General features: G+C 41.9%; 20 protein-coding genes, 3 tRNA genes and 1 pseudogene. 9 read left to right on the top strand and 15 right to left on the bottom strand.

What is annotated here, in order from left to right; all coding sequences use genetic code 11:
* Nucleotides 1–53 precede the first annotated feature (53 nt).
* From AB0756_RS17935 to AB0756_RS17920, 4 genes are all read left to right on the top strand, one after another.
* Nucleotides 54–857, top strand: coding sequence for a TrmB family transcriptional regulator (locus AB0756_RS17935; protein WP_038080068.1), 804 nt, complete (start codon nt 54–56; stop codon nt 855–857).
* 23 nt (nt 858–880) lie between these two features.
* Nucleotides 881–1405, top strand: a complete 525-nt coding sequence (locus tag AB0756_RS17930; protein ID WP_038080070.1) for a GNAT family N-acetyltransferase — start codon at nt 881–883, stop codon at nt 1403–1405.
* A 221-nt stretch (nt 1406–1626) separates the two neighbouring features.
* On the top strand, nt 1627–2784 hold the full coding sequence (locus AB0756_RS17925) for a sulfate ABC transporter substrate-binding protein (RefSeq protein ID WP_038080072.1): 1158 nt from the start codon (nt 1627–1629) through the stop codon (nt 2782–2784).
* Between the two features lie 46 nt (nt 2785–2830).
* On the top strand, nt 2831–3832 hold the full coding sequence (locus tag AB0756_RS17920) for a PstS family phosphate ABC transporter substrate-binding protein (RefSeq protein ID WP_038080074.1): 1002 nt from the start codon (nt 2831–2833) through the stop codon (nt 3830–3832).
* 126 nt (nt 3833–3958) lie between these two features.
* On the opposite strand, the gene AB0756_RS17915 is transcribed toward AB0756_RS17920, so the two are convergent.
* The 7 genes from AB0756_RS17915 to AB0756_RS17890 form a co-directional block, all read right to left on the bottom strand.
* Nucleotides 3959–4678, bottom strand: coding sequence for a carbonic anhydrase (locus AB0756_RS17915; protein ID WP_137986320.1), 720 nt, complete (start codon nt 4676–4678; stop codon nt 3959–3961).
* Between the two features lie 151 nt (nt 4679–4829).
* Nucleotides 4830–5141 (bottom strand): P-II family nitrogen regulator, encoded by a 312-nt coding sequence (locus AB0756_RS17910; protein ID WP_038080076.1) that lies wholly within the window; start codon nt 5139–5141, stop codon nt 4830–4832.
* A gap of 4 nt (nt 5142–5145) precedes the next feature.
* Complete coding sequence (locus tag AB0756_RS17905; RefSeq protein ID WP_038080106.1) at nt 5146–6117, bottom strand: sodium-dependent bicarbonate transport family permease; 972 nt, start codon at nt 6115–6117, stop codon at nt 5146–5148.
* A 386-nt stretch (nt 6118–6503) separates the two neighbouring features.
* Entirely contained in the window at nt 6504–6773 is a 270-nt protein-coding gene (locus tag AB0756_RS17900) for a DUF5678 domain-containing protein (protein ID WP_038080078.1), read from the bottom strand.
* An 84-nt stretch (nt 6774–6857) separates the two neighbouring features.
* Nucleotides 6858–7130, bottom strand: coding sequence for a DUF3024 domain-containing protein (locus tag AB0756_RS40040; protein WP_456320635.1), 273 nt, complete (start codon nt 7128–7130; stop codon nt 6858–6860).
* Complete coding sequence (locus AB0756_RS17895) at nt 7114–7269, bottom strand: hypothetical protein (RefSeq protein ID WP_202048630.1); 156 nt, start codon at nt 7267–7269, stop codon at nt 7114–7116. The genes AB0756_RS40040 and AB0756_RS17895 overlap by 17 nt, the downstream gene beginning before the upstream one ends.
* A gap of 145 nt (nt 7270–7414) precedes the next feature.
* Nucleotides 7415–9739 carry an ATP-binding protein gene (locus tag AB0756_RS17890; protein WP_038080080.1) on the bottom strand — a complete coding sequence of 775 codons (2325 nt, stop codon included), beginning with the start codon at nt 9737–9739 and terminating at the stop codon, nt 7415–7417.
* Nucleotides 9740–10140: 401 nt separating this feature from the next.
* On the opposite strand from AB0756_RS17890, the gene AB0756_RS17885 reads away from it, so the two are divergent.
* Entirely contained in the window at nt 10141–10851 is a 711-nt protein-coding gene (locus tag AB0756_RS17885; protein WP_237265899.1) for a peptidoglycan-binding domain-containing protein, read from the top strand.
* A 109-nt stretch (nt 10852–10960) separates the two neighbouring features.
* Here AB0756_RS17885 and AB0756_RS17880 read toward each other — a convergent pair whose 3' ends face one another.
* The 5 genes and pseudogenes from AB0756_RS17880 to AB0756_RS17860 form a co-directional block, all read right to left on the bottom strand.
* On the bottom strand, nt 10961–12562 hold the full coding sequence (locus AB0756_RS17880; protein WP_038080107.1) for a TROVE domain-containing protein: 1602 nt from the start codon (nt 12560–12562) through the stop codon (nt 10961–10963).
* A gap of 36 nt (nt 12563–12598) precedes the next feature.
* A tRNA-OTHER gene (locus AB0756_RS17875) sits at nt 12599–12723 on the bottom strand.
* Nucleotides 12724–12783: 60 nt separating this feature from the next.
* Nucleotides 12784–12926, bottom strand: a tRNA-OTHER gene (locus tag AB0756_RS17870).
* Between the two features lie 51 nt (nt 12927–12977).
* Nucleotides 12978–13106 (bottom strand): annotated as a pseudogene (locus tag AB0756_RS17865).
* A gap of 42 nt (nt 13107–13148) precedes the next feature.
* Nucleotides 13149–13279, bottom strand: a tRNA-OTHER gene (locus AB0756_RS17860).
* A gap of 309 nt (nt 13280–13588) precedes the next feature.
* On the opposite strand from AB0756_RS17860, the gene AB0756_RS17855 reads away from it, so the two are divergent.
* Complete coding sequence (locus AB0756_RS17855) at nt 13589–14323, top strand: hypothetical protein (protein WP_038080084.1); 735 nt, start codon at nt 13589–13591, stop codon at nt 14321–14323.
* A 224-nt stretch (nt 14324–14547) separates the two neighbouring features.
* On the opposite strand, the gene AB0756_RS17850 is transcribed toward AB0756_RS17855, so the two are convergent.
* Complete coding sequence (locus AB0756_RS17850; RefSeq protein ID WP_038080086.1) at nt 14548–15675, bottom strand: quinone-dependent dihydroorotate dehydrogenase; 1128 nt, start codon at nt 15673–15675, stop codon at nt 14548–14550.
* Nucleotides 15676–15792: 117 nt separating this feature from the next.
* On the opposite strand from AB0756_RS17850, the gene AB0756_RS17845 reads away from it, so the two are divergent.
* The 3 genes from AB0756_RS17845 to AB0756_RS17835 all read left to right on the top strand — a co-directional run bounded on the left by AB0756_RS17845 (nt 15793) and on the right by AB0756_RS17835 (nt 20224).
* Nucleotides 15793–18636: a GAF domain-containing sensor histidine kinase gene (locus AB0756_RS17845; RefSeq protein ID WP_038080087.1), complete on the top strand. Its 2844-nt coding sequence runs from the start codon at nt 15793–15795 to the stop codon at nt 18634–18636.
* Between the two features lie 265 nt (nt 18637–18901).
* On the top strand, nt 18902–19072 hold the full coding sequence (locus tag AB0756_RS17840) for a DUF2256 domain-containing protein (protein ID WP_072040761.1): 171 nt from the start codon (nt 18902–18904) through the stop codon (nt 19070–19072).
* A 198-nt stretch (nt 19073–19270) separates the two neighbouring features.
* Nucleotides 19271–20224, top strand: coding sequence for an isoaspartyl peptidase/L-asparaginase (locus AB0756_RS17835; protein ID WP_038080091.1), 954 nt, complete (start codon nt 19271–19273; stop codon nt 20222–20224).
* Between the two features lie 58 nt (nt 20225–20282).
* Here AB0756_RS17835 and glmU read toward each other — a convergent pair whose 3' ends face one another.
* Both glmU and AB0756_RS17825 read right to left on the bottom strand, forming a co-directional pair.
* Nucleotides 20283–21638 (bottom strand): bifunctional UDP-N-acetylglucosamine diphosphorylase/glucosamine-1-phosphate N-acetyltransferase GlmU, encoded by a 1356-nt coding sequence (gene glmU, locus AB0756_RS17830; RefSeq protein ID WP_038080093.1) that lies wholly within the window; start codon nt 21636–21638, stop codon nt 20283–20285.
* A gap of 30 nt (nt 21639–21668) precedes the next feature.
* The gene (locus AB0756_RS17825; RefSeq protein ID WP_050045944.1) at nt 21669–22946 is read right to left on the bottom strand and encodes a response regulator; all 1278 of its coding nucleotides are present in this window, start codon (nt 22944–22946) and stop codon (nt 21669–21671) included.
* Between the last annotated feature and the right edge of the window lie 7 nt (nt 22947–22953).

Here is a 22953-nt window from a genome sequence, read left to right as displayed (position 1 = left end):
ACCACTTGTAAGTGGTGACAAAAAAACTGGCTAGAACACGCAGCTAAAAGCAAGTGGAAAAGCAAATTGAGCTACTGAACGAATTAGGTTTGACTGGATATGAAGCGACAGCGTACTTGGCGCTGTTGGGGCGAAGCAGTTTCACGTCTACAGAGTTGGCTGCACGGGCAAAAATTCCACGACAACGCATTTACGACGTTTTAGAATCTCTTGAGGAAAAGGGGTTGTGTATTTCTAAAGACACAACTCCACGTTCCTATTTCGCCCTCGACCCAAGTACGGCGCTAGAAGTGGTTAGTACACAACGTACTGAGAAACTCGAACAAGAGCGACAGAGAATAATTGCTCGCACGAAAGATTTGATTCAAGAATTGTCCCCCATTTATCACATGGGGCGAGGTGAGAACGATCCACTCGAATATATTGACGTGCTGGGTAATCCATCTCGGATAGCGAGCAGGGCGCTGGCGCTAGCACGAACAGTTCGCTCTCAAGTCAACTCGTGCATCAAACGTCCCTTTGTTCTTACAAAGGAGCAGAATTGGCGTTTTATTCGCGAACCTCTTTCTCGTGGAGTTAAGTATCGCGCAATTTATGAAATGTCTGCTCTAGCAGACGATGAACTCCGTATCTGGCTCAGTACTTTCCATGATTGGGGACAAGAAATTCGTTTGATCCCCGAATTGCCCATTAAAATGCAGGCGTTTGATGACGAGGTTGTGCTGATCTCCATGCAAGATCCTGTGGGTAGTCCGCCTAGCTTGACTGCGATCGCAGTCGAGCACAAAGGCATGGTAGCGATGATGAATTTAGCTTTTGAGCAAATCTGGGAACGTAGCAAGCCTTATCAAAACTGACATATCCAATGAGAAAACTAAGTATGTTGAAACAAAACAATGCAATCTACGTTGAGGGATACCAACCAGGCTGTATCGGACGTATTACCGAATTGCACGGAGTTTATTACAGCCAATGTTGGGGCGTAGGTGCAGAGTTTGAAATCTTGATGGCTCGAGAACTTTGCGACTTTTGCGAGCAGTACGATATGGAAAGCGACCTTTTGGTGAGTGCTCGAGCAGATGAACGGCTTATAGGTTCTCTTGCAGTACAAGGAAATGCCGATCGCTCAAACAACAAGCAGGAAGCACGATTGCGTTGGTTTATTCTTGACCCAATTTACCAAGGTCAAGGCATTGGTAAAGCACTCCTCCAGCAAGCATTGCATTTCTGCCGTCAAAAAGCATTTTCAAAGTTATATCTTTGGACAGTTGATGGGTTACCTCAATCAAGGCACCTTTACGAAGCTTTTGGGTTTCATGTCGTTGCACGAGAGGTAGATGCGAGATATGGCACTCCACTCATTAGCCTCAAGATGGAAATGACAGTAAACTACCCCGCCGTATAGACGGAAGAGGCTTGTGTTAGTGATATAATCCCCTATCCCAAAAAATTTTGGCAATTGTTCGGATATCCAAAGGATATGCAAACAAATTGCTTGGGTTATCTATCCCCACCGAATTCGTTAAAGAAGATTAAAACAGAACAAAAAAACTACCAAAGTGATTTAAAATGCCATAAAAATACGGTACTGCGCTCAAACTACCGTATAGATTGCGGAGAACTGTAATGACCAAGTGGCAAAATAGGTTGATGGTAGGGATACGCGGGATTGGGCAAATCCATGCTCGCATGAAAGAGGCTTTTTGGTCGATCGAACACTGGAGCAATAGAGTTGCACGAAATTGGTCAAAGGGACATTCTCTTCGAGACTTTGCGTGTCTGTTTCTGGTAGGCGCTAGCTTGAGTGTTGCGATCGCAGCCTGTTCTGGAAGCACCTCGGCTACGAAACCCGAGGTCAAATTAAACCTCGTTTCTTTCTCAGTAACTCAAGCCGCTCACGACCGAATCATTCCTAAATTTGTAGAAAAGTGGAAAAAAGAACACGGTCAAAATGTGATTTTTGAGCAGAGTTACGGTGCATCTGGAACTCAAGCTGAAGCTGTGATTAAAGGTTCACAAGAGGCTGATATCGTACACCTAGCACTTCCCCTTGATGTCAATAAAATTCAGCAAGCTGGTTTAATCGAAAAGAATTGGGAATCGAGAGCGCCTAAAAGCAGCATTGTGACCAGATCTGTAGCGGCGCTTGTAACTCGTGAAGGCAATCCCAAAGGCGTTAATACTTGGGCAGACTTGACAAAAGATGGTGTTAAGGTAATCGTCGCTAACCCCAAAACTTCTGGTATTGCTATTTGGGAATTTTTAGCTTTTTGGGGTGTTATCACTCAAACAGGCGGTGACGAAACGCAAGCACAAACCTTTACGACTAATGTTTATAAAAATGCCCCCGTGCTAGCCCCAAGTGCGCGTGATGCGAGCGATCTCTTTTTCCAACAAGGAAAGGGAGATGTGTTGATCAATTACGAAAACGAAGTGTCTTTGGCTGAGCAGAACGGTCAAAAATTGCCTTACGTGGTGCCTAATGTGAATATTTCTATCGACAACCCTGTCACCATAGTGGACAAAAACGTTGAGAAGCACGGTACTAGAGAAGTTGCAGAGGCATTTGTAGATTTTCTTTACTCAACAGAAGCCCAACGTGAATTTGCCAAGTTAGGATACCGTCCTGTTAACCCAGCTGTCGTTGAAGAAGTGGCGAAGAAATACCCCCCCATTCAAACCTTTTTTACAGCTCAAGATTTAGGAGGTTGGGATCTTCTCCAAAAAAGATTTTTTAATGACGGGGCAATTTTCGACAAAATTTGGACTGCTAGCAAGGCGTAAATAGCGAACACAGAGCGCTTAGAAAAAAAGTACAGGAATTTCAGTTATGAGCTTTTACCGCAAATTTAAGTATCAAAGTCTGTTAACACCTTTGGTCATTTTAACGCTTGGTATAACTTCTTGTAATAGAGCTAACGAGAAGGCAACGGAAGTCAGTATAGATGGTGCAGCTGTCGGTTTTCCCATATCCTTAGCAGTTGCTGAAGAATATGAGAAAGCTTCACCCAAAGCAAATGTAAGCGTTGCTTCAAGCGGTACGGGAGGTGGCATCAGTAAGTTTTGTGCAGGTGATATAGATATCGTTGGTGCTTCACGTACCATTAGAGATGAAGAAATCAAAACTTGTGCCAAAAAGGATATTACCTTTGTAGAAATACCTATTGCTCTTGATGGAATTGCTGTCATTGCCAATCGTCAAAATAACTTTGCTCAATGTTTGACAATTGATGAACTGAAAAAGATGTGGAATGCAAAGGCAACTAATAAAATCAAGACCTGGAATCAAATCAATTCCAAATTTCCTAACAAACCACTAAAGTTATATGCTCCGGCTTCTGACACGGGAACATTTGATTATTTCACACAAGCTGTCACTGGAAAAGCAAAAAACGGACGCACGGACTATACTCCAAGCCACAATCAAAATATTCTTGTCCAAGGGGTTGCGGGGGATGAAAATGCCCTTGGGTATGTTGGGATATCTTACTATTTGCAGAACCAAGATAAGCTCAACTTAGTTGCTGTAGAAAGCCCTAAAGGAAAATGTGAAAAGCCTGTTCCCGTAGATAATGTTGTCAAAAATATTTATACCCCTTTGTCTAGACCGCTATTCATTTATGTGAGTAAGAAGTCATTGGATAACAAACCAGCTGTTAAAGACTTTGTAAACTTCTACATAGAAAATTCTTGGAAATGGGTTGAGTCAGTCGGTTATGTTTCACTACCGGATGAGGCTTATCCCAAGGTAAAACAAAAAGTGGCTAAAGGTACAACTGGAACTAAGTTTAAGAAGGCAAAACCGGGAGAACCAATTACGAATTTTATTTAATAGTAAATTTCCCAAAGTGTATTGTAGTGCAGGCATCTTGCCTGCTCCTTACTTAGGAGGGGTAGGAGTATACCCATCCTTCTTGAAAGAATTAGGCAGGATGACCATCCAACAAAATGAAATAATTTATATCAAGCCAACTTCTCCAGTATCGAGGTCATAACGACCTCCAACAATTTTCAGCTTACCCTCCAACAATCGCTGAGATACAATCTTTGAATTTTGTTTCAATTTCTGAATTTGATACTGAACGTTTGCAATGACAGCTTTATCAACAGCAGCGTCTAATGAATCGTCTTTTGTTTCAGAAATTACAGGTTTGATGGCTTTAACAAAAGAGCTAATATGACCGGGAAGACTTTCTCCCTGAACTGCTGCTGTAACAGCACCACAGCGTTCGTGACCTAAAACCATAATCAAGGGAGTCTTGAGAATATCTACAGCATATTCTATGCTTCCTAACACTTCATCTGTCACAATGTTGCCAGCCACACGAATATCAAATAGATCGCCTATTCCTTCATCAAATAAAATTTCAGGAGGGACTCGCGAATCTGCACAGCATAACAAAGTGGCAAAAGGATGTTGCGATCGCGAAACTTCTGTGACTCGTGATTTTGATTGGTCTGGATGCGTGCCTTTTTGCTCAACAAAACGTTGATTGCCATCCATTAAACGTTTTAAAGAAGCATCAGGATCTAGAGGTTCAACTGAAGCAGCAGTTGCACGTTTGGGCTGTATGCTCCAAAAGAAACTTCCCGTAACGGCAGTTACTAAGGCAATTCCACTCGTTCTTGTTAGGTTCAAGAAACTTCGACGATCCATCAATTCATGATTTTCATCCATGTTACTTGTTTGAATTTTAAATTTTGGATTCTAAAGAATATTGGGTTTCGTCCCTCAACTTTGTAAATAACTGAGGAATGTTGGGTTTTGTTCCTCAACTTTGTAAATAACTGAGGAATGTTGGGTGTCGTTCCTCAACCCAACCTACTCGTTACAATGATGCGACACATCTCATCGAACGAATTTCTGTAGCATCTGAAATATAGCAAGTTCCACCAAATTTGTTTAAAATTGGTCGGATAATTTCCACAGTTGATTTAATTTTGTCTGGAACACAAAAGGCAATTATGTAAACATTGTCCAGCAGAGTCATTTCTAAATCTTGAGAACCGCCCATAAAACCTTGTCCGGCAACATTTCGGATCAATAAATATCCCGAAATATTTGCCTGTTTTAAACCATCTAACATTTTTCCAAGTTCAACTGAATTCACAATGATTTCTATTCGTTTAACTGGATGCATAATTTTATCTCCAAAGTAGATTAATGCCGTACAGATATAAGGGAATTCCTACAATGATATTGAAAGGAAACGTTACAGCTAGGGCAGTAGAAACATATAAGCTGGGATTTGCTTCTGGAACTGTTAACCTCATAGCTGCAGGAACGGCGATATAAGAAGCGCTGGCACACAGCACTGAAAATAACAAAGCATCTCCCTGAGACATTCCAATTAATTTCGCGATGAGGAGTCCAATAGTTGCATTAACAATTGGAATTAGTATTGCAAAAGATATCAAGAAAGCGCCTGTTTTTTGTAAGTCTTTGATTCTTCTAGCAGCGACTAGTCCCATATCAAGTAAAAAGAATGTCAGGATACCGTAAAATAATCCCTGAGTAAAAGGTTCTAATACTTTCCAACCGTGTTCTCCTGTCAGCACTCCAATCACAAGGCTTCCTACTAGTAAAAAGACAGAACTATTTAAGAACGCTTCTTGTAAAACTTCAGGCCAGGAGAAATCTCGCTCTTTTGAATCTGCTGTAAATAAATTGACGAGAATCAAACCGACGATAATAGCCGGGGATTCCATGAGTGCCAAAGCCGCCACCATATAACCATCGAAGACAATCCCTAGTTCGTTGAGAAAAGATCCGGCTGTAATAAAGGTTACAGCACTGATAGAACCATAGGTTGCTGCGATCGCTGCAGCATCATAGGTGTCGAGTTTGATTTTGAGAACAAAAAAAGTGTAAATTGGTACGAAGATAGCCATCAGCATAGCTGCCAAAAGCGTTAACACGACTTCCTGGGTCACTCCACTTTTGATAAGTTCCACCCCTCCCTTAAATCCTATAGAGAAAAGCAGGTAAAGGGATAACAGTTTTGGAAAAGGAGCCGGAATTTCAAGATCTGACTTCACAAAGACTGCGATCATCCCCAGAAAGAAGAATAAAACTGGTGGATTCAGAATATTTGAGACGATTAGACTTGCATTCATACCTACTCCCCACCCCAAAAAGCAAAGAATTTCAGAAAGTTTTCTATCATGAACATAGACCATCACAGCTGTGTACAACCACTGTATGGCAATTAAGTCACTAAAAATATATAAGTAATTTTAATTTTAGTTATAAATAAAACTTTTCTAGTGATGTGGCTTTCTGATTTTTGACAATAATAATTGCGTAATTTCACTATAAAATTGTATTTTATTAGTCTTTTTAATACTTTTTGTACTGAAGAAACCCTATATTCATCGTTATCCTCAACGTAAATATTTAACGTTTTTTCCACGCCTGTTCGTACTTTCTTAATTCTTGGGCTATAGCTCCCGGGTTTTTATATGCGCGAGCACTTGAGTGTTGTGGTAAATGCGGTCAACCTTCACGCCATTTCAAGAGTAGTTACAGTGCGAAAGCGGATTGGTAGAATTTGAATAGAAGCAGTGCGGCGTGGAACTAAATAAATTACAAAAGGTTGGTTGGAAGCCTCTGCTAAATCTAAAACTTCTCGGAGGTTTTCACTATGAGCGATTAAACCCTTAGCATTGTAAGCAATATATTGATTTCGATAGAGGTCCAACAACATCTGTCGATTTTGGTTTAGCCACTTCAGCATCTGGCGGCTTTCATCTTGAGAAAATGTGTGGCTCATATATTTTTCATTTACTAAGCTTTATTTTATTTCACAAAGTCATCTTTAATCATAACTGGCGATCGCACTTTAACAATGTTTGAATCAACTAACAGGTTGTAGCAAGGGATTAGTTCTTATTTCAGATAAACTCTCTTCTAAAGATAATCCTTGCAGAATTTCCCACCATTGTCCGGTGTGCCTCATATAAGCTATATTGAAGCAATTTGATTTTGTGTACTCTAAACGGGCAAATCTGAATTCAAAGGAGGGAGAAATTGCATTTTTTCCCGGACAGTTATAAATAGAGCAAAAATAAAAATAGTTACGATACCACTTTCCAAAAACATCTACTATATAATTATTGATAATCTTCATTTCTTTGTTTAATAAATTTGGGTTTTAGCTCTTTGTTAATAAAATCGTTACACTGTTGTTCAATCAGTTCTTTTTCAGTAGCAGGTACTTGAGGTTTCGGCTTTTTCTCAGGTGAGCGTATCCATCTTTTCTTTGCCATGGGACTTCTCCTAAAGATTGTGTTTTAGCTTTATACTACCTAATGACTCTTGTAAACAGACTATACGACGAATAGTATAATTTATATTGTTAGCATTTAAATGTTACAAATTCAACAATACTTTTTAAGTAGATCTCCTAGAAAATCATCCTAGCGTATCAAGAAACAATTTCATTTCTTCTGCATCCCTTAACATTCCTAAAAGATTAAAACCATTCATTGCTTGAATAGCGTACTGGCGAGATGATTCTGCACTTCCCCATTGTCTTTCCCAACGAGCAAAAGAACGCTGATAGCGAGCAAGACGACGTTTGTTGTTGCTACTTTCTGCTACCGTTAAACCTTTGGTTATTAGCTGTTGAGCTTCATGCTTTTCACCCTGTTCTATAGCTATATCAGCTAGCCAATTTTGAGCAGAGTTCATGACTCGATACCAGTTAATATTTTCTGCTTTTTGTATTACCTCTTGAAAAAGTGCTTTAGCTTTCATCCATTCATATTCTGAATGAAAAATTTCAGCACGATGGTAGAGAACAGGGATTATATAACGAGTGTGCTGTCGCTCTTCTAGCTGAGCGTTTTGAACTAGTTCTTCTTCTAGTGTTAACCAGTACCTTGCATCTTGATACATTTTCTGTCGAATTTTCAGTCTAGCCGTCCCTTCTGCTAAGTCAGCTCGAACGCACAAGTCTGCATGATCGCGCAAAACCCATGTCCGTCGCAAAATTTCTTCTGCTTCTTTCAAATTCTGTTGCGAACACATCCGAATTAACAGCCAGCTTTTGCGGATAGAAAATTTTATAAAAGATGACCATTCACCCCGCCGTTCCGATTGTTCTATAAGCCATTGCAACCAATGCAGGCGATCGTCCCAGTAAGAGTAAAGGTTGGCATAGTGATATAAAAGCAGCCATAAATCCCTGACTTCTTCATAACGCTCTTGAGCTTTACACCAGTAAAGTGTTGCTCGCAAATTCCCTTGCTCTTCGTCTAACTTGCTGTAATGTATCCACTTTTCCCAATCTTCTCCTGCGTTATGTTGAGCAAAATCTTGATAAAAGTTTACCCAACGCTTGCGTGCTTCTCTTTCAAAATCTGGGTATGCAGCCAGTTCGGCTAAGACATACTCTCTTGTTAAAGAAAGCATTTCATATCGTCCAGTTTCTTGGTTAAGATTCACTAGCGAGAGTTGCTGAAGACGTGCTAAACCCGCATTGACAGAATCAGGAGATGCTGTGAGTCCAGCGACCTCAGCTACAGCAGCAAGTATTGGTGGATCGGGAAAAATTGCTATTGACATTAGCAACTTGTGAGCTGGTTGTTCCTTTATACCTTGTACTGATTGCTCAAAGCAGAAACGAGCAACATCACTTGTTGCTGAAGCCAACCTTTCAAGGACAAAATTCATGGAATAGCCACTAGAGACTTGACCGATGGCATAAACAATGGCGAGAGGAATTCCTCCAGTCCGTTGGTAAAGTAGACTTGAATTTTGAGCGGCGATCGTGACTCCTTTTTCTTCAGCTTGTTGCTGAATTAACTTCAATCCATCATTCAAAGGTAAGTGGCGGAGACTAATAGGAAGCAAAGCAATCCGTTCGCGAGTCGTCAAGACAACTTTAACGCGAGCTGGTAAGTCATACAAGAAGCTGATAACTTGTTCCGTCTCCTCAATTGTTTCCATGTTGTCCACAATTAGCATTGTTCTTTGTCTGGACAAACTTTGGCGAACGCGATCGAACTGATCGTCGAGAGGAGATTGAATAATAGTAGGGTCGTTGAGAGTATGAGCAATCTCGCGAAAAATGTCTCGCAGATTACGTTGTCCCTGATTTCTTCGCAAAATACTATTGGGAATAAGTTCTTGTTGTTTGGCTGACGTGAAAATAATAGCTTCAAATTTGGGTGCGCTAGAAAGGTTTTCCTGACTGGCTTTCAGGCAATGATAGGCTGCTGCTAAAACCAGAGCAGTTTTCCCTACACCGCCAATACCATCCACTGTAATGATATGAGCAGCATGATTGGGTGAAAGGCGTTGCAGTAAAAGTTTCATCTCTGGCTCACGCCCAATAAATTCTGTGTAAGTGGGCGCGGGTAAATTATGAGTGATTGTGGAACTACCAACACTAGATACCGAAGCACCCTTACGATACCCGTGTCTTTCCAGAATATAAACTAAGTTACCTGACTTAACGCTTTTATCTGGCTCTCCTGTCAAAGCTTCTATATCTCTATAGATACTGCTAACACTTGTTCTGACGACAGCATTTTTTTTCAGCAGATCGATACTAATCTTTTTTAGGCTATACCCACATAACAATCCTAGTAATAAGTCTTTTCTTGTATCCTGTCGGTATCGCTTTTGTGTTGTTGCCTCCAAATCAGTCAGTAGACGGTCTATGTGCCATTCCTTTAAAACATTGCAATTCCAGCTTTTGGGTAAATTCCAATCCTCTGAGCGGTTTGACATAAATATTACCCTACAAGTTTTTTATCTCCGGTCCTTTTTATATATCTAATAACATTTTACTGGATAAAATGTTAACAAATTACTAACAATTTTTTCACACTGTTAATTGGCTGTTTGTAATTCATTGATTACGCTAGTGTTTAAGCTCTACATTCAGTTATTAAACTGAGAGTTGATTTTCAGCAGATAAAAATTTGACACCGTCAAAACAGTAGCAATAAAAAATTTTGCAAAGAATACTACGCTATCCTTCTAGGAGAACTTTGATGAAAAGATTAATGCACTCCCTAGCTTCTTTTCTAGGTCTAGAGAAAAACAAGGTATGCTTTCCTGGGAAAAAACAAGTTTATTTGTTCACAAAGCGTCCCATACTTCACCAAGACTTTACACCCAATTCTTTGGTGGACGCTATTAATGAATTACAAACTATATTACATTCTCAAGGCTTTCTTGCAAATGTTACTGGAAAATTTGACTTAGAAACGGAGGAAGCTGTTAAGGAATTTCAAAGAAAAAATCATTTATATGTTGATGGAGTTGTTGGGGCGTTAACTTGGGCTTGCCTTTGTTATCCAACAATTTATCGTGGTATTAAAATATTGACACCAAAATTACAAGAGTCAGTGAAAGAATTACAGAATATTTTGCACCACGAAGGATTTCTTAAAAAAGAGCCTTATGGTGTTTTCGATTGGCAAACAGAAAAAGCAGTTAAACATTTCCAACGAAGTTACGGGCTGAAAGATGATGGTATAGTTGGGGCTGCAACTTGGGCTGTTTTATTAGGGATGAGGCAAAAAAAGGATGCGCGTGTTCCTAAAAATTTTTCTTTTCTGCCATTATCTGTGTTATCTATTTGGAAACAATTGTTAATGCTTTGTTTCATAATACTAGGCATCTATAACAGCCCTATTGCAGGTCCAGATCCACAATTTAATAAGGCGTTAGTCACTGGGTACGCGCTGACTTATATTGTTCCCTTTATGCTGGATTGTATTCCATTTAAGCAAGCTAGCGAGCAAAAACTACCACTTTTTGAATATGCTCCCTATGTGTTAACTGGTATCTTTTGGAAACCGATTCTCAACTTCATAGAGCAACTAGTTAATTAAGTTCTGTGTCCTTAAAAGACCAATTGAGAATCGGGGTAACCCGCCAAGAAGTATCAAGGATAAAGGATGAAGTGTTTTGCACAATCCTTCATCCTAATTCCAAAATTATCTATAGTTCGCCTGTCGCTAGCATTTGAATGATGCGAGGTATTCCAGGGTCAAAGCCACCCAAATCCCAAGACAATGGATCTTTTGGATCTACTAATGTAATCTGGTAAGGCGCAAGAGTGATATACACTGCCTTAGTATTAGAGTTCACCTTTTGACGGTACTCAGCTAACGCTTGGCTTGGGTGCTTGTAACCAGCCCATGATTCGCTGTCAGTCCAAAAGCAAACAACATCAGCTTTGAACTTGTTTTTAATCATCCAGTCATAAGCAACAGAAGCATTTGTTCCACCAAAGTTTTGGTTGCTAGCTTTGCGGACTGCTGACCTAAAGCTATCATCGGCGGTAATACCCAAATCGCGGAAGTCGGTTGCAAAACCACGAATCGCGTAGTTCTTTTCTGCTTTTGCTGTCACCAGAGCCATTGTTGTAGCTACTTCACAACAAGTGAGTCCCATATCGACAATTGGGCAACTCATGGAACCAGAGACATCTACGGCATGCATGAAGGTTTTACCTGTAGATTCCACCACATCAAAAGACAACGCCAAGGACTTTTCTAGGATTTCCACAATTTCATCAACTGGGTTCCAAGTCTTTTTGCTGCGTCCCAATGTACCACCAGATTGATAGGTCTTGAGGGCTTTCAAAACATCAATTGGGTGGATGCGACCTTTCCGCAGATGTTCTTTGTTATTGAGCACTGCTTCCACTCTCTTCAAATTGGCACGTTCGTTTCGCCCTAACACACCTATTTCAGTGAGGGAACCTAAATTACGCAGCAATGCACCAATTGGCATTTCATGGAATAGCAACTGCCAAGCACTTGAATCCATCTTACCTACGGGTGCAGCCATTTCATGAGTTAAGCGCCCTTGTAGTATGGCTTCATTGGTTTTTTCTGGATTTCGCTTCAACCACTCATACCACCAAATCTGCGCTAATGCCGCAGAAGGGATTGTCTCCGGTAGGGTTTCCCAACCTTTGACAACCCACTCAAACAATTGTTGATGGTCTTCTGTCATTGGTTTGACGTGAAACAACCGCAAAGCATCTCGGTTGGAAAATCCATGACGTTGCTGGTACTTCAGCAATTGGTAAGCCAAACCTTTAACATCTTCTTTTGCAAACCAATTTTTACCAACTTCTCGCACAACTTTACCAAACCCTCTCATGGACTTGGTGTAGTTAAGCCATTCATAAAAATGACTTCCCGTGCGGACAACTTGTGGGAAAATTTCGCAAAATGCTTTCTTTGCTTCTGGTGCTTCCCCCATGGATAACAATACCAAAGCAAGAATAGGCGCACTGTTGTTGATGGCACGTCCATCACTTGCATAAAGTATTTCTTCTGCGACTCGTCCTGGATTTTCTGCGATCGCCTGTCTGACAACTTCAACAAAATCTTCTGTCAGTTCGTGTTTGCCAGCATAGTAAGTGCTTTTGGCAGTACCAACCAGCAAACAGCGACGCAGCATCTTCCAAGTACCCGCATCGAACATGAACCCACCCGAACGTCCTTGGATCATCTCTGCTTCCCGTCCGGGAATGGGCTGAGTTTGTGGTGTGGCTGTCTTTTTTTGAGTAAAAAATTTATAATTCATTGTAGTATCTCCCAGCCCTTGCGGACAAAAAGGAAGGTGGCGGAGCAGGACTCGAACCTGCGACATCCCGCGTGGAAAGCGATAACCCTAATTCTTCGTCCTTTTCAGGCAAGGGATGAATAAGGATGTTTAGGCGTTCTATCCATCTGAACTATCCGCCACATGGGGATTAGGGATTGGGGATTCAATCCCTAATCCAAAATCTTAAATCTAAAATAAATTGGCGTGGGAAGCAGGATTTGAACCTGCGAATGATGGAGCCAACGATAACCCTCAATTCTTCAGCCTTTACAGACAAGTTTGTGAACCAAGGACTACGGGCAAATTGCCCATCCACTGCCTTACCAGACTTGGCTACTCCCACATAAATATTCATAATTCATCATTCATAATTCATCATTCATCATGAATTGGTGTGGTGGGGCGGGAGTCGAACCCGCAGCATACCCGATTCCGAAGTCGATAACCCTCAATTCTTCGGTCTTTTCAGACAAGGGGTGAACAAGGATTTTTTTGGTGCGTTTACCAATTTCGCCACCCACCACATAAATAATTCATAATTCACAATTCATAATTCATTATGGATTGGTGTAGCGGGGCGGGATTTGAACCCGCATCTCCGGTGAATAAAGGGGGGGATCGTTAAAAGCGATAACCCTAAATTCTATCGTCCTTTTCAGGCTATGTTGGCGCTCTACCGTTTGAGCTACCTGCCACATATCAGCTTGTAGTCTTAATGTAGTATATGTATTACTAGGTGTCAAGTGGCTGGGTCAAAAATTTTCTCGCTGCTATTGTAAAGCGGATTCTGCCCACCCTACTTTTTACTGAGCACTTGAGGCAGATCCTCCCTTAAGGCATTCCCTGGGTCAACCACCGGAGCGAGAGGGAGACGGTCGCTGCTCCTCATTTGCCAAATTTTTGCCAGGAAAATTTTTTGGCAAATAGACAATTGTTACAAACTATTGCCATCTTTTTTGCCAAGATTATATTATTTCTCAACAAAGACACTTGGCAGTAATCGGCATGAGTGAAAAAACAATAGAAAGCTACGGCAAGGGTTTTCTAGTTCTACTTTTGCCTATCTCGTTTTTAATTATTTTCCTAGTTGCCACCTGGCGAATCTGGCTGGGGATAATCCTTCTTGTCTTGATGCTTAATGTTTGGCAATTATATAAATGGCAACAATGGAGCCAACAAGTTAATCCAATGTTCCATCAATTGCTTAGGGAAAATCAAGGCAGGATTACACCTGTAGACTTGGCAATGAAAGGCAATTTTTCTGGGGAAACGGCAAAACGTTACTTGGAATCGAAAGCAGCAGAATTTGGTGCTCGTGCTATTGACTCTGAAGATGGAGGTAAAGTTTATTACTTTATCACTGCTAGTACTCTGGGTAGCATTCTAGATGATAGCGAACCACCAAAAGAACTTCCTGCTGAACGTGTTGCCTACCAACCTCTACCAATTATTGCTCCACCTCCACCCAAACCGCTTGTGGAAGAACCAGAGGCTGAGTTACCACCTCAGCCACCTCAAGAGACTCCAAAAAAATCGCTGGAGAAACAGTTGTTTTTTGGTTCTCTGATTCAATCTGAACTTGCCAAGCGGCTCAATGTTTATTCCAGTACCGTCTACAAAAGGAGAGACGATCCAGATTTTCCGGAGTGGAGTCGCAGCAAAGATCCAGATGGCATTGCTTGGAAATACTCTCGAAAAACTAAGGAGTTTTTCCCATTAGAACTAGACGAAAAAAGTTAAAAGTTAAAAGTCAAAAGTGAGCCAGTGCGGTGGTGAGGCAACGCGGTCTTAGGGGTTTCCCCCATAAGCGATTGCCGCGCATGGTTTCCCGTCATAAAGCAACTGGCTTACCCTTAAGGGTTAAAAGAAATTTCTTTTCACTTTTGCCTTTTTTCCCTAAAAAATACCGGGATGCCCAAAACCCCTAAAAAGAGCTTTGATTTTCACAAAATCAAAATTATTTGTCAATTTTGAGATCCAATAGCTTCTGAGATAGAGTGAAAACCATTTTGTTCTAACTTGAATAACAAACCCTGGAGGATAGACTTTACCATAGCTGGACCTTCATAAATCCACCCTGTATAAACTTGGAGAAGGCTAGCACCAGCAGTGATTTTTTCCCAGGCGTCTTCAGGGGTGAAGATTCCACCAACGCCAATAATTGGCATTTGACCTGCTGTTTGCTGCCAAATAAAACGAATCACTTCGGTGGAACGTTCTCTTAATGGAGCACCACTGATACCACCTGCTTCGTCTTGAGGTGATTTTCCTGTTTGGGGAACGATCTGAGTTTTCAATCCATTCCTACTAATAGTGGTGTTTGTTGCAATAATCCCGGCAAGTTGATAAGTTTTTGCCAAGGAAATAATATCAGATATTGCTTGCCATTCTAAGTCAGGGGCTATCTTAACAAATAAAGGCTTATTTAGGGAATTTTCCTGTTGTAATGTTGCCAAAATAGAACTTAACATGGAAGCATCTTGGAGCGATCGCAATCCAGGTGTATTTGGGGAAGAAACATTGACAACAAAGTAATCTCCATAATCCTTAAGTAAGTGAAAACTATTGCGATAATCAAGAGCAGCATCTTCTAGGGTGGTTACTTTAGATTTTCCCAAGTTGAGACCTATAGGTATTGACCTCAAATCTTGCTGAATTTCTGCCAATCGTACTGCCATTGCGGGAGCACCGCTATTGTTAAACCCCATGCGATTGAGGGCGGCTTTGTCTAAAGGCAAACGGAACAACCGAGGGGGGGGATTTCCTGGTTGTTGGTGAAAAGTAACGGTTCCCATTTCTGCAAAGCCAAAACCCAGGCTAGACCAGATGGGAACTGCAACTCCATCCTTGTCAAAACCTGCAGCTAAACCAAGGGGATTGGGAAACGTCAGTCCAAATAAATTTTGCTCTAAGCGTTTATCCTCAAGACAAAACGATCGCATCAAAAGTTCGTTCATCCAGTTTGCGGGAGGACGACCTCGATTCTGTCCCAACCAGCTCAAGCTGCGGATAGTTTGCTGGTGTAGCCATTCTGGATCTGTTTTTGCCAGAGTGAACAAAAGGGGACGAATTGCATCTTTGTAAATATCCAATTGAGTCTTCCCAATTTTAAATTCAAAACTTCACAATCTCAAAGCGAAATTCGCTCGATCCACCTGCTTTTATGGGCATCTTAATATAGTAACAATCTAAGTTAACCGATAATTCAGATGTTGCCCCCTCAAAAACCAACAGCAACCGACCAAAATATATTTTCCTTGGGGCGCGTCCTCCAGAGCCTCAGGGAAGAAAACGATGTTGACGTTTTAATCGAAACCACTATTTCTTACCTCAAAGAGCAGTTTGACTATAAATTGGTGTGGATTGCTCTTTACGATCGCCTGAATCACATCTTATTTGGTAAGGGAGGGCTATCACCTGTCGCCGAAAGCAGTTACTTGAGACAGCGAGTTGTACTCAGTCCGGGTGATTTGTTAGAGCAAGTCGTCATTGAGCAACGCTCCATAGGTGTAGCTGACTTAAAAGCTGAAAATCGCGCCGAACAATGGCAAGGATTTGCAGCAAAATTTAACATACAGGGAACGATTATATTACCAATTCGATACAAAGATCGCTGTTTGGGTGTTGTGTTGATGGGTTCGGAACGTTGGGGTTATATGCTTGGTGGTGAAGCAAAAGCTCGGCTGACGATGGTTTTGGGGGAACTGGGTGCAGCACTTTATCAAAGTGAAATAGATTTGCAGCAAAAGCAAACCAAGCGCTTGGACGAGCCGTTGTTGCGACTGTTGGAAAGTGTCAGAACTCTGAGTCACTTGGAGCAAAAACTGGAAGTTGTCGTACAAGCGACTCATGAATTCGTTTCACCAACCCGCACAAAAATTTACTGGTTCGATCGGGAAAAACGGTATTTTTGGCTGCGGTTGAGCGACCGTCATAGCAAGACGCAAGGCGAACAGCACTCCAGTGGAATTACAGTGCAAGAACTGAACGACTTTTATTATGCACTGTCAGTCAATCAAATTGTCTCGATTGGCGAGGGTCGTAGTTCGTTAAAAAGTGCTTTTACAGTCAAGCTGCTGCAACGGTTAAACGTGCGATCGCTATTAGCCGCGCCCATTGTTTGGCAAAAGGACTTGCTGGGTTTTATGGCTGTTGAAGCCAGAGAAGCTCGAATTTGGTCGGATGTCGAAAAAAACTTCGTTGTTGGTGCAGCTGGTTTGCTTTCTCTAGCAGCACCTACCGAAGGTATGGAAACCACTATCAAACAAGTTCAAGACGATGCTCAACTTACCAGTCAAATTGCCAAAGCTATCTGTAAAGATTCTGATACTCTAGAGATTTTACACCTTTGTGCAACAAGAGTCTTGGAAAGGTTGGGAGTATCTCGTTTTTTGCTACTCGATCTAGATACCGACCAAAATCAATACCAAATTTTATACCAAAATCAACCCCGCAATCGCAGAAATCTGATATCATCTCTTGATGCTCTTAAAGAATTGGATTGGCAGTTATTGCAGCATTCATCAGAAGCTGTGGGCATTGAAGATGCTGAGGAAGATTTAAAATTTTATAACTGGCGGTCTGAGTTAGTAGAAAATGGAGTGCATTCTTTTCTGATTAGTAACTGCACTCAAGGTCGTGCGCCAGAATCTCTTTTACTCGTTACTACCGAAACTCCTCGTTATTGGAAAACGCAAGAAAAGGAACTCCTGCAAGCAGTGAGCCAGCAAATTGGTGTTATTGTTCGTCAATGGCGGCTGCATCAAGTGACAGAACAGCAGGAAAAAATATTGCGTAGCTTTCAGCAATGCTTCCGAATTTTGGAGCGCACTCAAACTTCCATCCCTCAACCCGCTCATCAGTTTGAACGAGCAGCACTCGAACAAATAGCTTCTGTTCTTGGCTGTCCTTTAGCATTATTGCTTTCTTGGACACCAGAACAAGACGTTGCAGAAATCATACCGGGTGTTATTGCTAACAATCAATTTACCGTAAATACTGATGCAATCGTTCCCATTCAAACCGAGCCCCTGATCTATTGGGCGTTTGCAACAGACGGTTTATTAGCTATCAAAGCAGACGATTTACCCGAACAAACTAAAAAGTGGCTCAACGGTTCCGGAATCGGTCAGGTTTTGGTAATGGCGTTACGTACCAGTGCAGACTACCAACCTACAGGTGTTGTGTTGATAGCCGATCGGGCAGAACGTCAGTGGTCAGAACAAAGCCTCACTGCTTTAGAATCTTTAATTTGTCAGTTTGCTTGGTCGCGTTGGCATTTGCATCTCACGCAAATTCTCCAATCCACAACTAACAATCTCCAACAATTGAATTGGTACAAGCACCGTCGTTTGGAGGAAATGCAAAGAACACTCGTACTTTTATTGAGTCAAATGTACGATTTAGGTGTTCCTACAACCGAAATCACTCACACTCGTCACCTGCAATTATTGCGTCAAATTGATGCCGTGGCAGGATCGATGACACCCATGCTTAAATTGGAGCAGTGGCAAGTATGTGTTACCAAAGAAACCGTACCAATTGCTAGTTTACTCAAGCGATCGCTCGAGCGAGTGGAACTCTTGCTCAAACAACAAAAGTTGTGGGTCGGAGTCCATGGTTTAGGACAACCAATTGACAGTACGGAAAAAACATATTCTACTTTGTATAACTCTTCTGACGGGTCAAAAACCCAAGCCATGACAGTAATTGGCGACATAGTAAAAATTGAACTAGTTCTCTATGAGTTGTTAATCAATGCTTGTCGCCGTTCGGTGGGTGGCGGAAGAATTGACATTTGGTGTCGCCGTATGGACGAGCAGTTGCTAGAGGTATCAGTGACAGATAATGGTGTTATTGAAGCTCAACTTTTAGAAGAATTGCATCAAGATGCACCTAAGAAAGTTCTATCTCCTTCCAGCCTCAGTCAACCACCAGGTTTGCATTTGTTAATCTGTCAAAACCTCATGCAACTTATGGGAGGCGAACTGCATTTTTATCAGTTACCAGATGGTCGGGTTGTCAGTCGATTGTTATTACCTTTGACTGGTTAAAAGACTCGCGCAATCAATAAAAAATCCGCATATTATTGCGGATTTTACGTGGCGATTGTTAGAAATACGTATAAACGAGCAATATCGCTTTATGCCGAGCGTCATATTTTGCGGAAAGCAAGTAGCGCAACCCCCTACAGAAAGTTTTTTTTCTTGGTTCTGCCCAAAATAATCAGTCACCAAAATTACCATACCGTTGTGACAAATGCGGTTATAATGTACAACCAAATCTCAGAAATCAAACTCAAATCAGCACCGTATTTATATGGGACGTGCTCGTTCTAAATCGGACTTACCTGCAAAAATGTGTCCGGTATGTCAGCGACCTTTTACTTGGCGCAAGAAATGGGCTGATTGCTGGGATGAAGTCAAATACTGCTCGGAAAGATGCCGTCGTCGTCGTTCTGAAGCTAAAGATCCTGAGACAGGGGACTAGGGATTGGGGACTGGAGACAAGGAAAACAAGGGAGACAAAGAGGACACGGAAGACAAGGGAGATAAGGTCAAATTTTATTCCTTGTCTACCTCCTTTGTCTCTTGTCCTCAACTCCCTCATTCCCACTTCATGGGAGCCCCGAGTTGCTCAAGCCCCACAATATATAACCGCAAAGGCACGGAGTCAAGAAATAAACAGATGGATATACAGGTGCAACCTAAATTAATTATTCATGGAGGGGCTGGCGCTTCTCTTAAAGGGAAAGGAGGATTAGAAGCAGTTCGTCGATCGCTCCATAAAATAGTGGAAGAAGTTTATGCTCTCCTTTTGTCTGGAGAAAGTGCTAAAGAAGCTGTGGTAAGAGGCTGTCAACTATTGGAGGACGAACCCCGCTTTAATGCCGGAACTGGTTCGGTTTTGCAATCAGACGGTCAAATTCGTATGAGTGCTTCTCTAATGGATGGGGCTTGCCAGAGTTTTAGTGGAGTGATTAACGTATCGCGGGTCAAAAATCCTATTGATTTAGCTCTTGCTCTCCAAAGCTCTCCCGATCGCGTATTGTCCGATTACGGTGCTGCTGAATTAGCACGAGAATTACAAATTCCAAGTTATAACGGCTTAACTGAATTGCGTTTACAAGAATGGATACAGGAACGTCAAGATAACTTTAAAAGGGCAATGGCTGGGGTCATTGCTGAAGAAGAATTGCTAGAAACAAGCAGTGCCCGACGCGGTACTATCGGTGTAGTCGTTTTGGATACTCAAGGCAAACTCGCAGTAGGTACTTCCACTGGTGGAAAAGGATTTGAGCGTATCGGTCGCGTTAGCGATTCCGCAATGCCTGCAGGTAATTATGCCACCAAATTTGCTGCTGTCAGCTGTACGGGTATCGGTGAAGACATTATGGATGAGTGCTTGGCTCCACGGATTGTAGTACGCGTCACTGATGGAATGCCGCTTTTGGAAGCGATGCAGCGATCCTTTACAGAAGCACGGGAAAACCACCGGGATTTTGGCGCGATCGCTATTGATGCAAGTGGGTCAATAGGTTGGGGTAAAACTAGCCCTACTCTTCTTGCTGCATTTCACAACGGCGAGCAAATTGGTGACACTTTGGAAATACCCGGTGGTACAGAAGTAGGTGTTGTTTAAGGAATTATGAATTATGAGTTATGAATGATGAAACTCTCAATTCATAATTCATAATTTATCATTCATCATTTTTCAAGCGCCAGCCTGGTTTCTCTACCTGGCGAGCACGGGCAATGACCAGACAATCATCAGGAACATCTTTTGTCACAGCAGAGCCGGCTGCTATATAAACATCATTGCCGATTGATAAAGGAGCGACTAAAACGCTATTTGCTCCGGTTTTGGTGCGATCGCCAATTGTGGTTGGGTGTTTTTTCACTCCGTCATAATTGGCAGTAATTGTTCCCGCACCAATGTTAACTCGGGTTCCTGCAGTCGTATCACCTAAGTATGATAGGTGCGCTGCATTGGAATGGTCGCCTAGCTTGGTATTTTTAAGTTCTACAAAATTTCCGATTCGGCATCTAGCACCAACCACCGCGTGACCGCGTAAATGAGTATAGGGACCGACTGTAGTTTCTGAGTGTATAATACTGTTTGTGACTACAGAATATCGAATAGTGACATTTTCACCGATTTGACTGTTTTCAATTAAACTGCCCGGTCCAATCCGACTTCCGGTTTGAATAACTGTACTGCCTCTGAGGTGAGTTTGAGGTTCAATAATTACATCTGGTTGTAATTGTACCGTGTCGTCAATTGTAATACTAGCTGGATCTATGAGAGTCACGCCAGCCAACATCCATTTTTCTTTGATTCGCCTTTGCAAAATTTCGTATGCGGTAGCGAGTTGCAAGCGATCGTTGATGCCGAGAATTTCCTGATAATCCTCTAAATCCACTGCCATCACTGGCTCAATTTGACTAACCGCATCAGTGAGATAGTACTCTTTCTGAGCGTTATTTGCTTGTAGATGGGGCAAAATGTTGGCTAAATCTGGCCATCGGAAGCAATAAATGCCAGCATTAATACGTTTGTTCTCTTTTTGCTCTAGAGTGCAATCTCGATCTTCAATAATTTGTTGAACTATATTTTCACTATTACAAAAAACGCGTCCGTAGCCCTTGGGATTATCTACCTTTGCTGTCAGGATAGTGGCGGCGTTTTGATTTTTAGTATGAGTTTCTAACAAATTTGTCAGGGTTTCTGAACGCAGCAACGGTACATCTCCATACAGTACCAGTAAATCTCCCGTGTAACCTTCTAAATAGGGCAGTAACTGCTGAACGGCATGGCCTGTCCCAAGTTGTTGGGTTTGTTCTACAAACTCCAAACCTGGAATTGGCTGTAGGGCTGTCTTGACTTCTTCTGCTTGATACCCTATAATAACAAGCTGTCTGGTTGGCAAAAGCGGTTTGACGCTCTCCATCACTTGTTCGATGAGCGATCGCCCACCTAGGGAATGTAAAACTTTAGGCAGGCTGGATTTCATACGCGTTCCACGTCCGGCTGCCAAAATTGCTACAACTACCATAATAAAAGTGTATCGCTGTGACTGGCTTACTTATTCGAGTGTAGACTCAATTAATACTAAGTTACCCATTTCACCCAAGCAATTCTTACAAGAAGTCATCACAAACTCCTCAAACTGCTTCATAAGTTCGGGATTTCGCCAACCCTTGTTTGTTTCCTCTGCCATCACTTTGAGCGCTTCTTCAGGGGACAATGCCTTTTTATAGGATCTTTCGCTTGTTAAAGCGTCAAAAATATCAATTATTTGAAAGACCTGTGCTAATCGGGGAATTTGCTCGCCTACAAGTCCATCAGGATAACCCGAGCCATCCCACCGTTCGTGGTGGTGTCGGATGATAGGAACCACACCCCGCATACTGCGTAGTGGCTGGCAAATTTTTTCTCCAATTAAAACGTGCTGCTGCATTATTGTCCATTCTTCAGGGGTCAGTTTTCCCTGTTTTAGCAGTACAGAATCGGGAATACCTACTTTGCCAATATCATGAAGATAACCGCCCCACATCAAATCTCGAATCTGGTTGCGGGTTAAACCAAGGTACTCACCAAAAGCCTGACCCAATTTCATTAATCGTTCGCAGTGATCTCCGGTGCTGGGATCGCGACTTTCAATGGCTCTGGCAATAGAAAACAGAACTTGTTCGGCGTGATCTAAATCTTCGTTTAACCGCTTTTGTTGCACCAAAGACTTAACACGGGCGGCTAGTTCTACGCGATCGAATGGTTTGGTTAAGAAATCATCTGCACCGACTTCAATTCCCCGAATCCGCGATCGCCTATCGTTTAAAGCAGTGATAAAAATCACTGGTATAAGCCTGGTTAATTCTTCCTGTTTGAGCAACTGGCAAACTTCAAATCCATCCATTCCTGGCATCATGACATCTAATAGAATCAGGTCTGGTTGTTTTTGCGTTACCAGTTCTATAGCAGTACCACCGCTATCTGCTTCTATGACTTCGTAGCCTTCCATCGCTAAAAGAGCAACAGCTGTCATCCTACTAGCAGCATGGTCATCAACGACTAAAACTTTAGGTGCATCCGAATCATTACCATTCACTGTCCAATGTGCAGTTTGTATCGTTCTAGATACTAACAAATCAAATATAGGATTCACGCGAGAGCTTACCCAAGAGGCAGGTGTTTCCGGCTCTTCAAGCTCAATTTCTTTTATTGGTGAACTCAAAGCACCATCCTTATGTTGTAAAGACGGTGTATTATTTTTAACTATAGTATTATTAACTTGATTTGACAAGTTCGACTCACTGACAATTCCTTGGGTAGAGTCTGTAAATTTGGATTTCCATTGAACCACAAGGGTA

This window comes from Tolypothrix campylonemoides VB511288_2, from assembly GCF_045999855.1.
In the GTDB taxonomy this organism is placed as follows: domain Bacteria; phylum Cyanobacteriota; class Cyanobacteriia; order Cyanobacteriales; family Nostocaceae; genus Scytonema; species Scytonema bouteillei_A.
The sequence above is the reverse complement of the archived record's forward strand: the minus strand, read 5'-3'. Positions and strand labels throughout refer to the sequence as shown.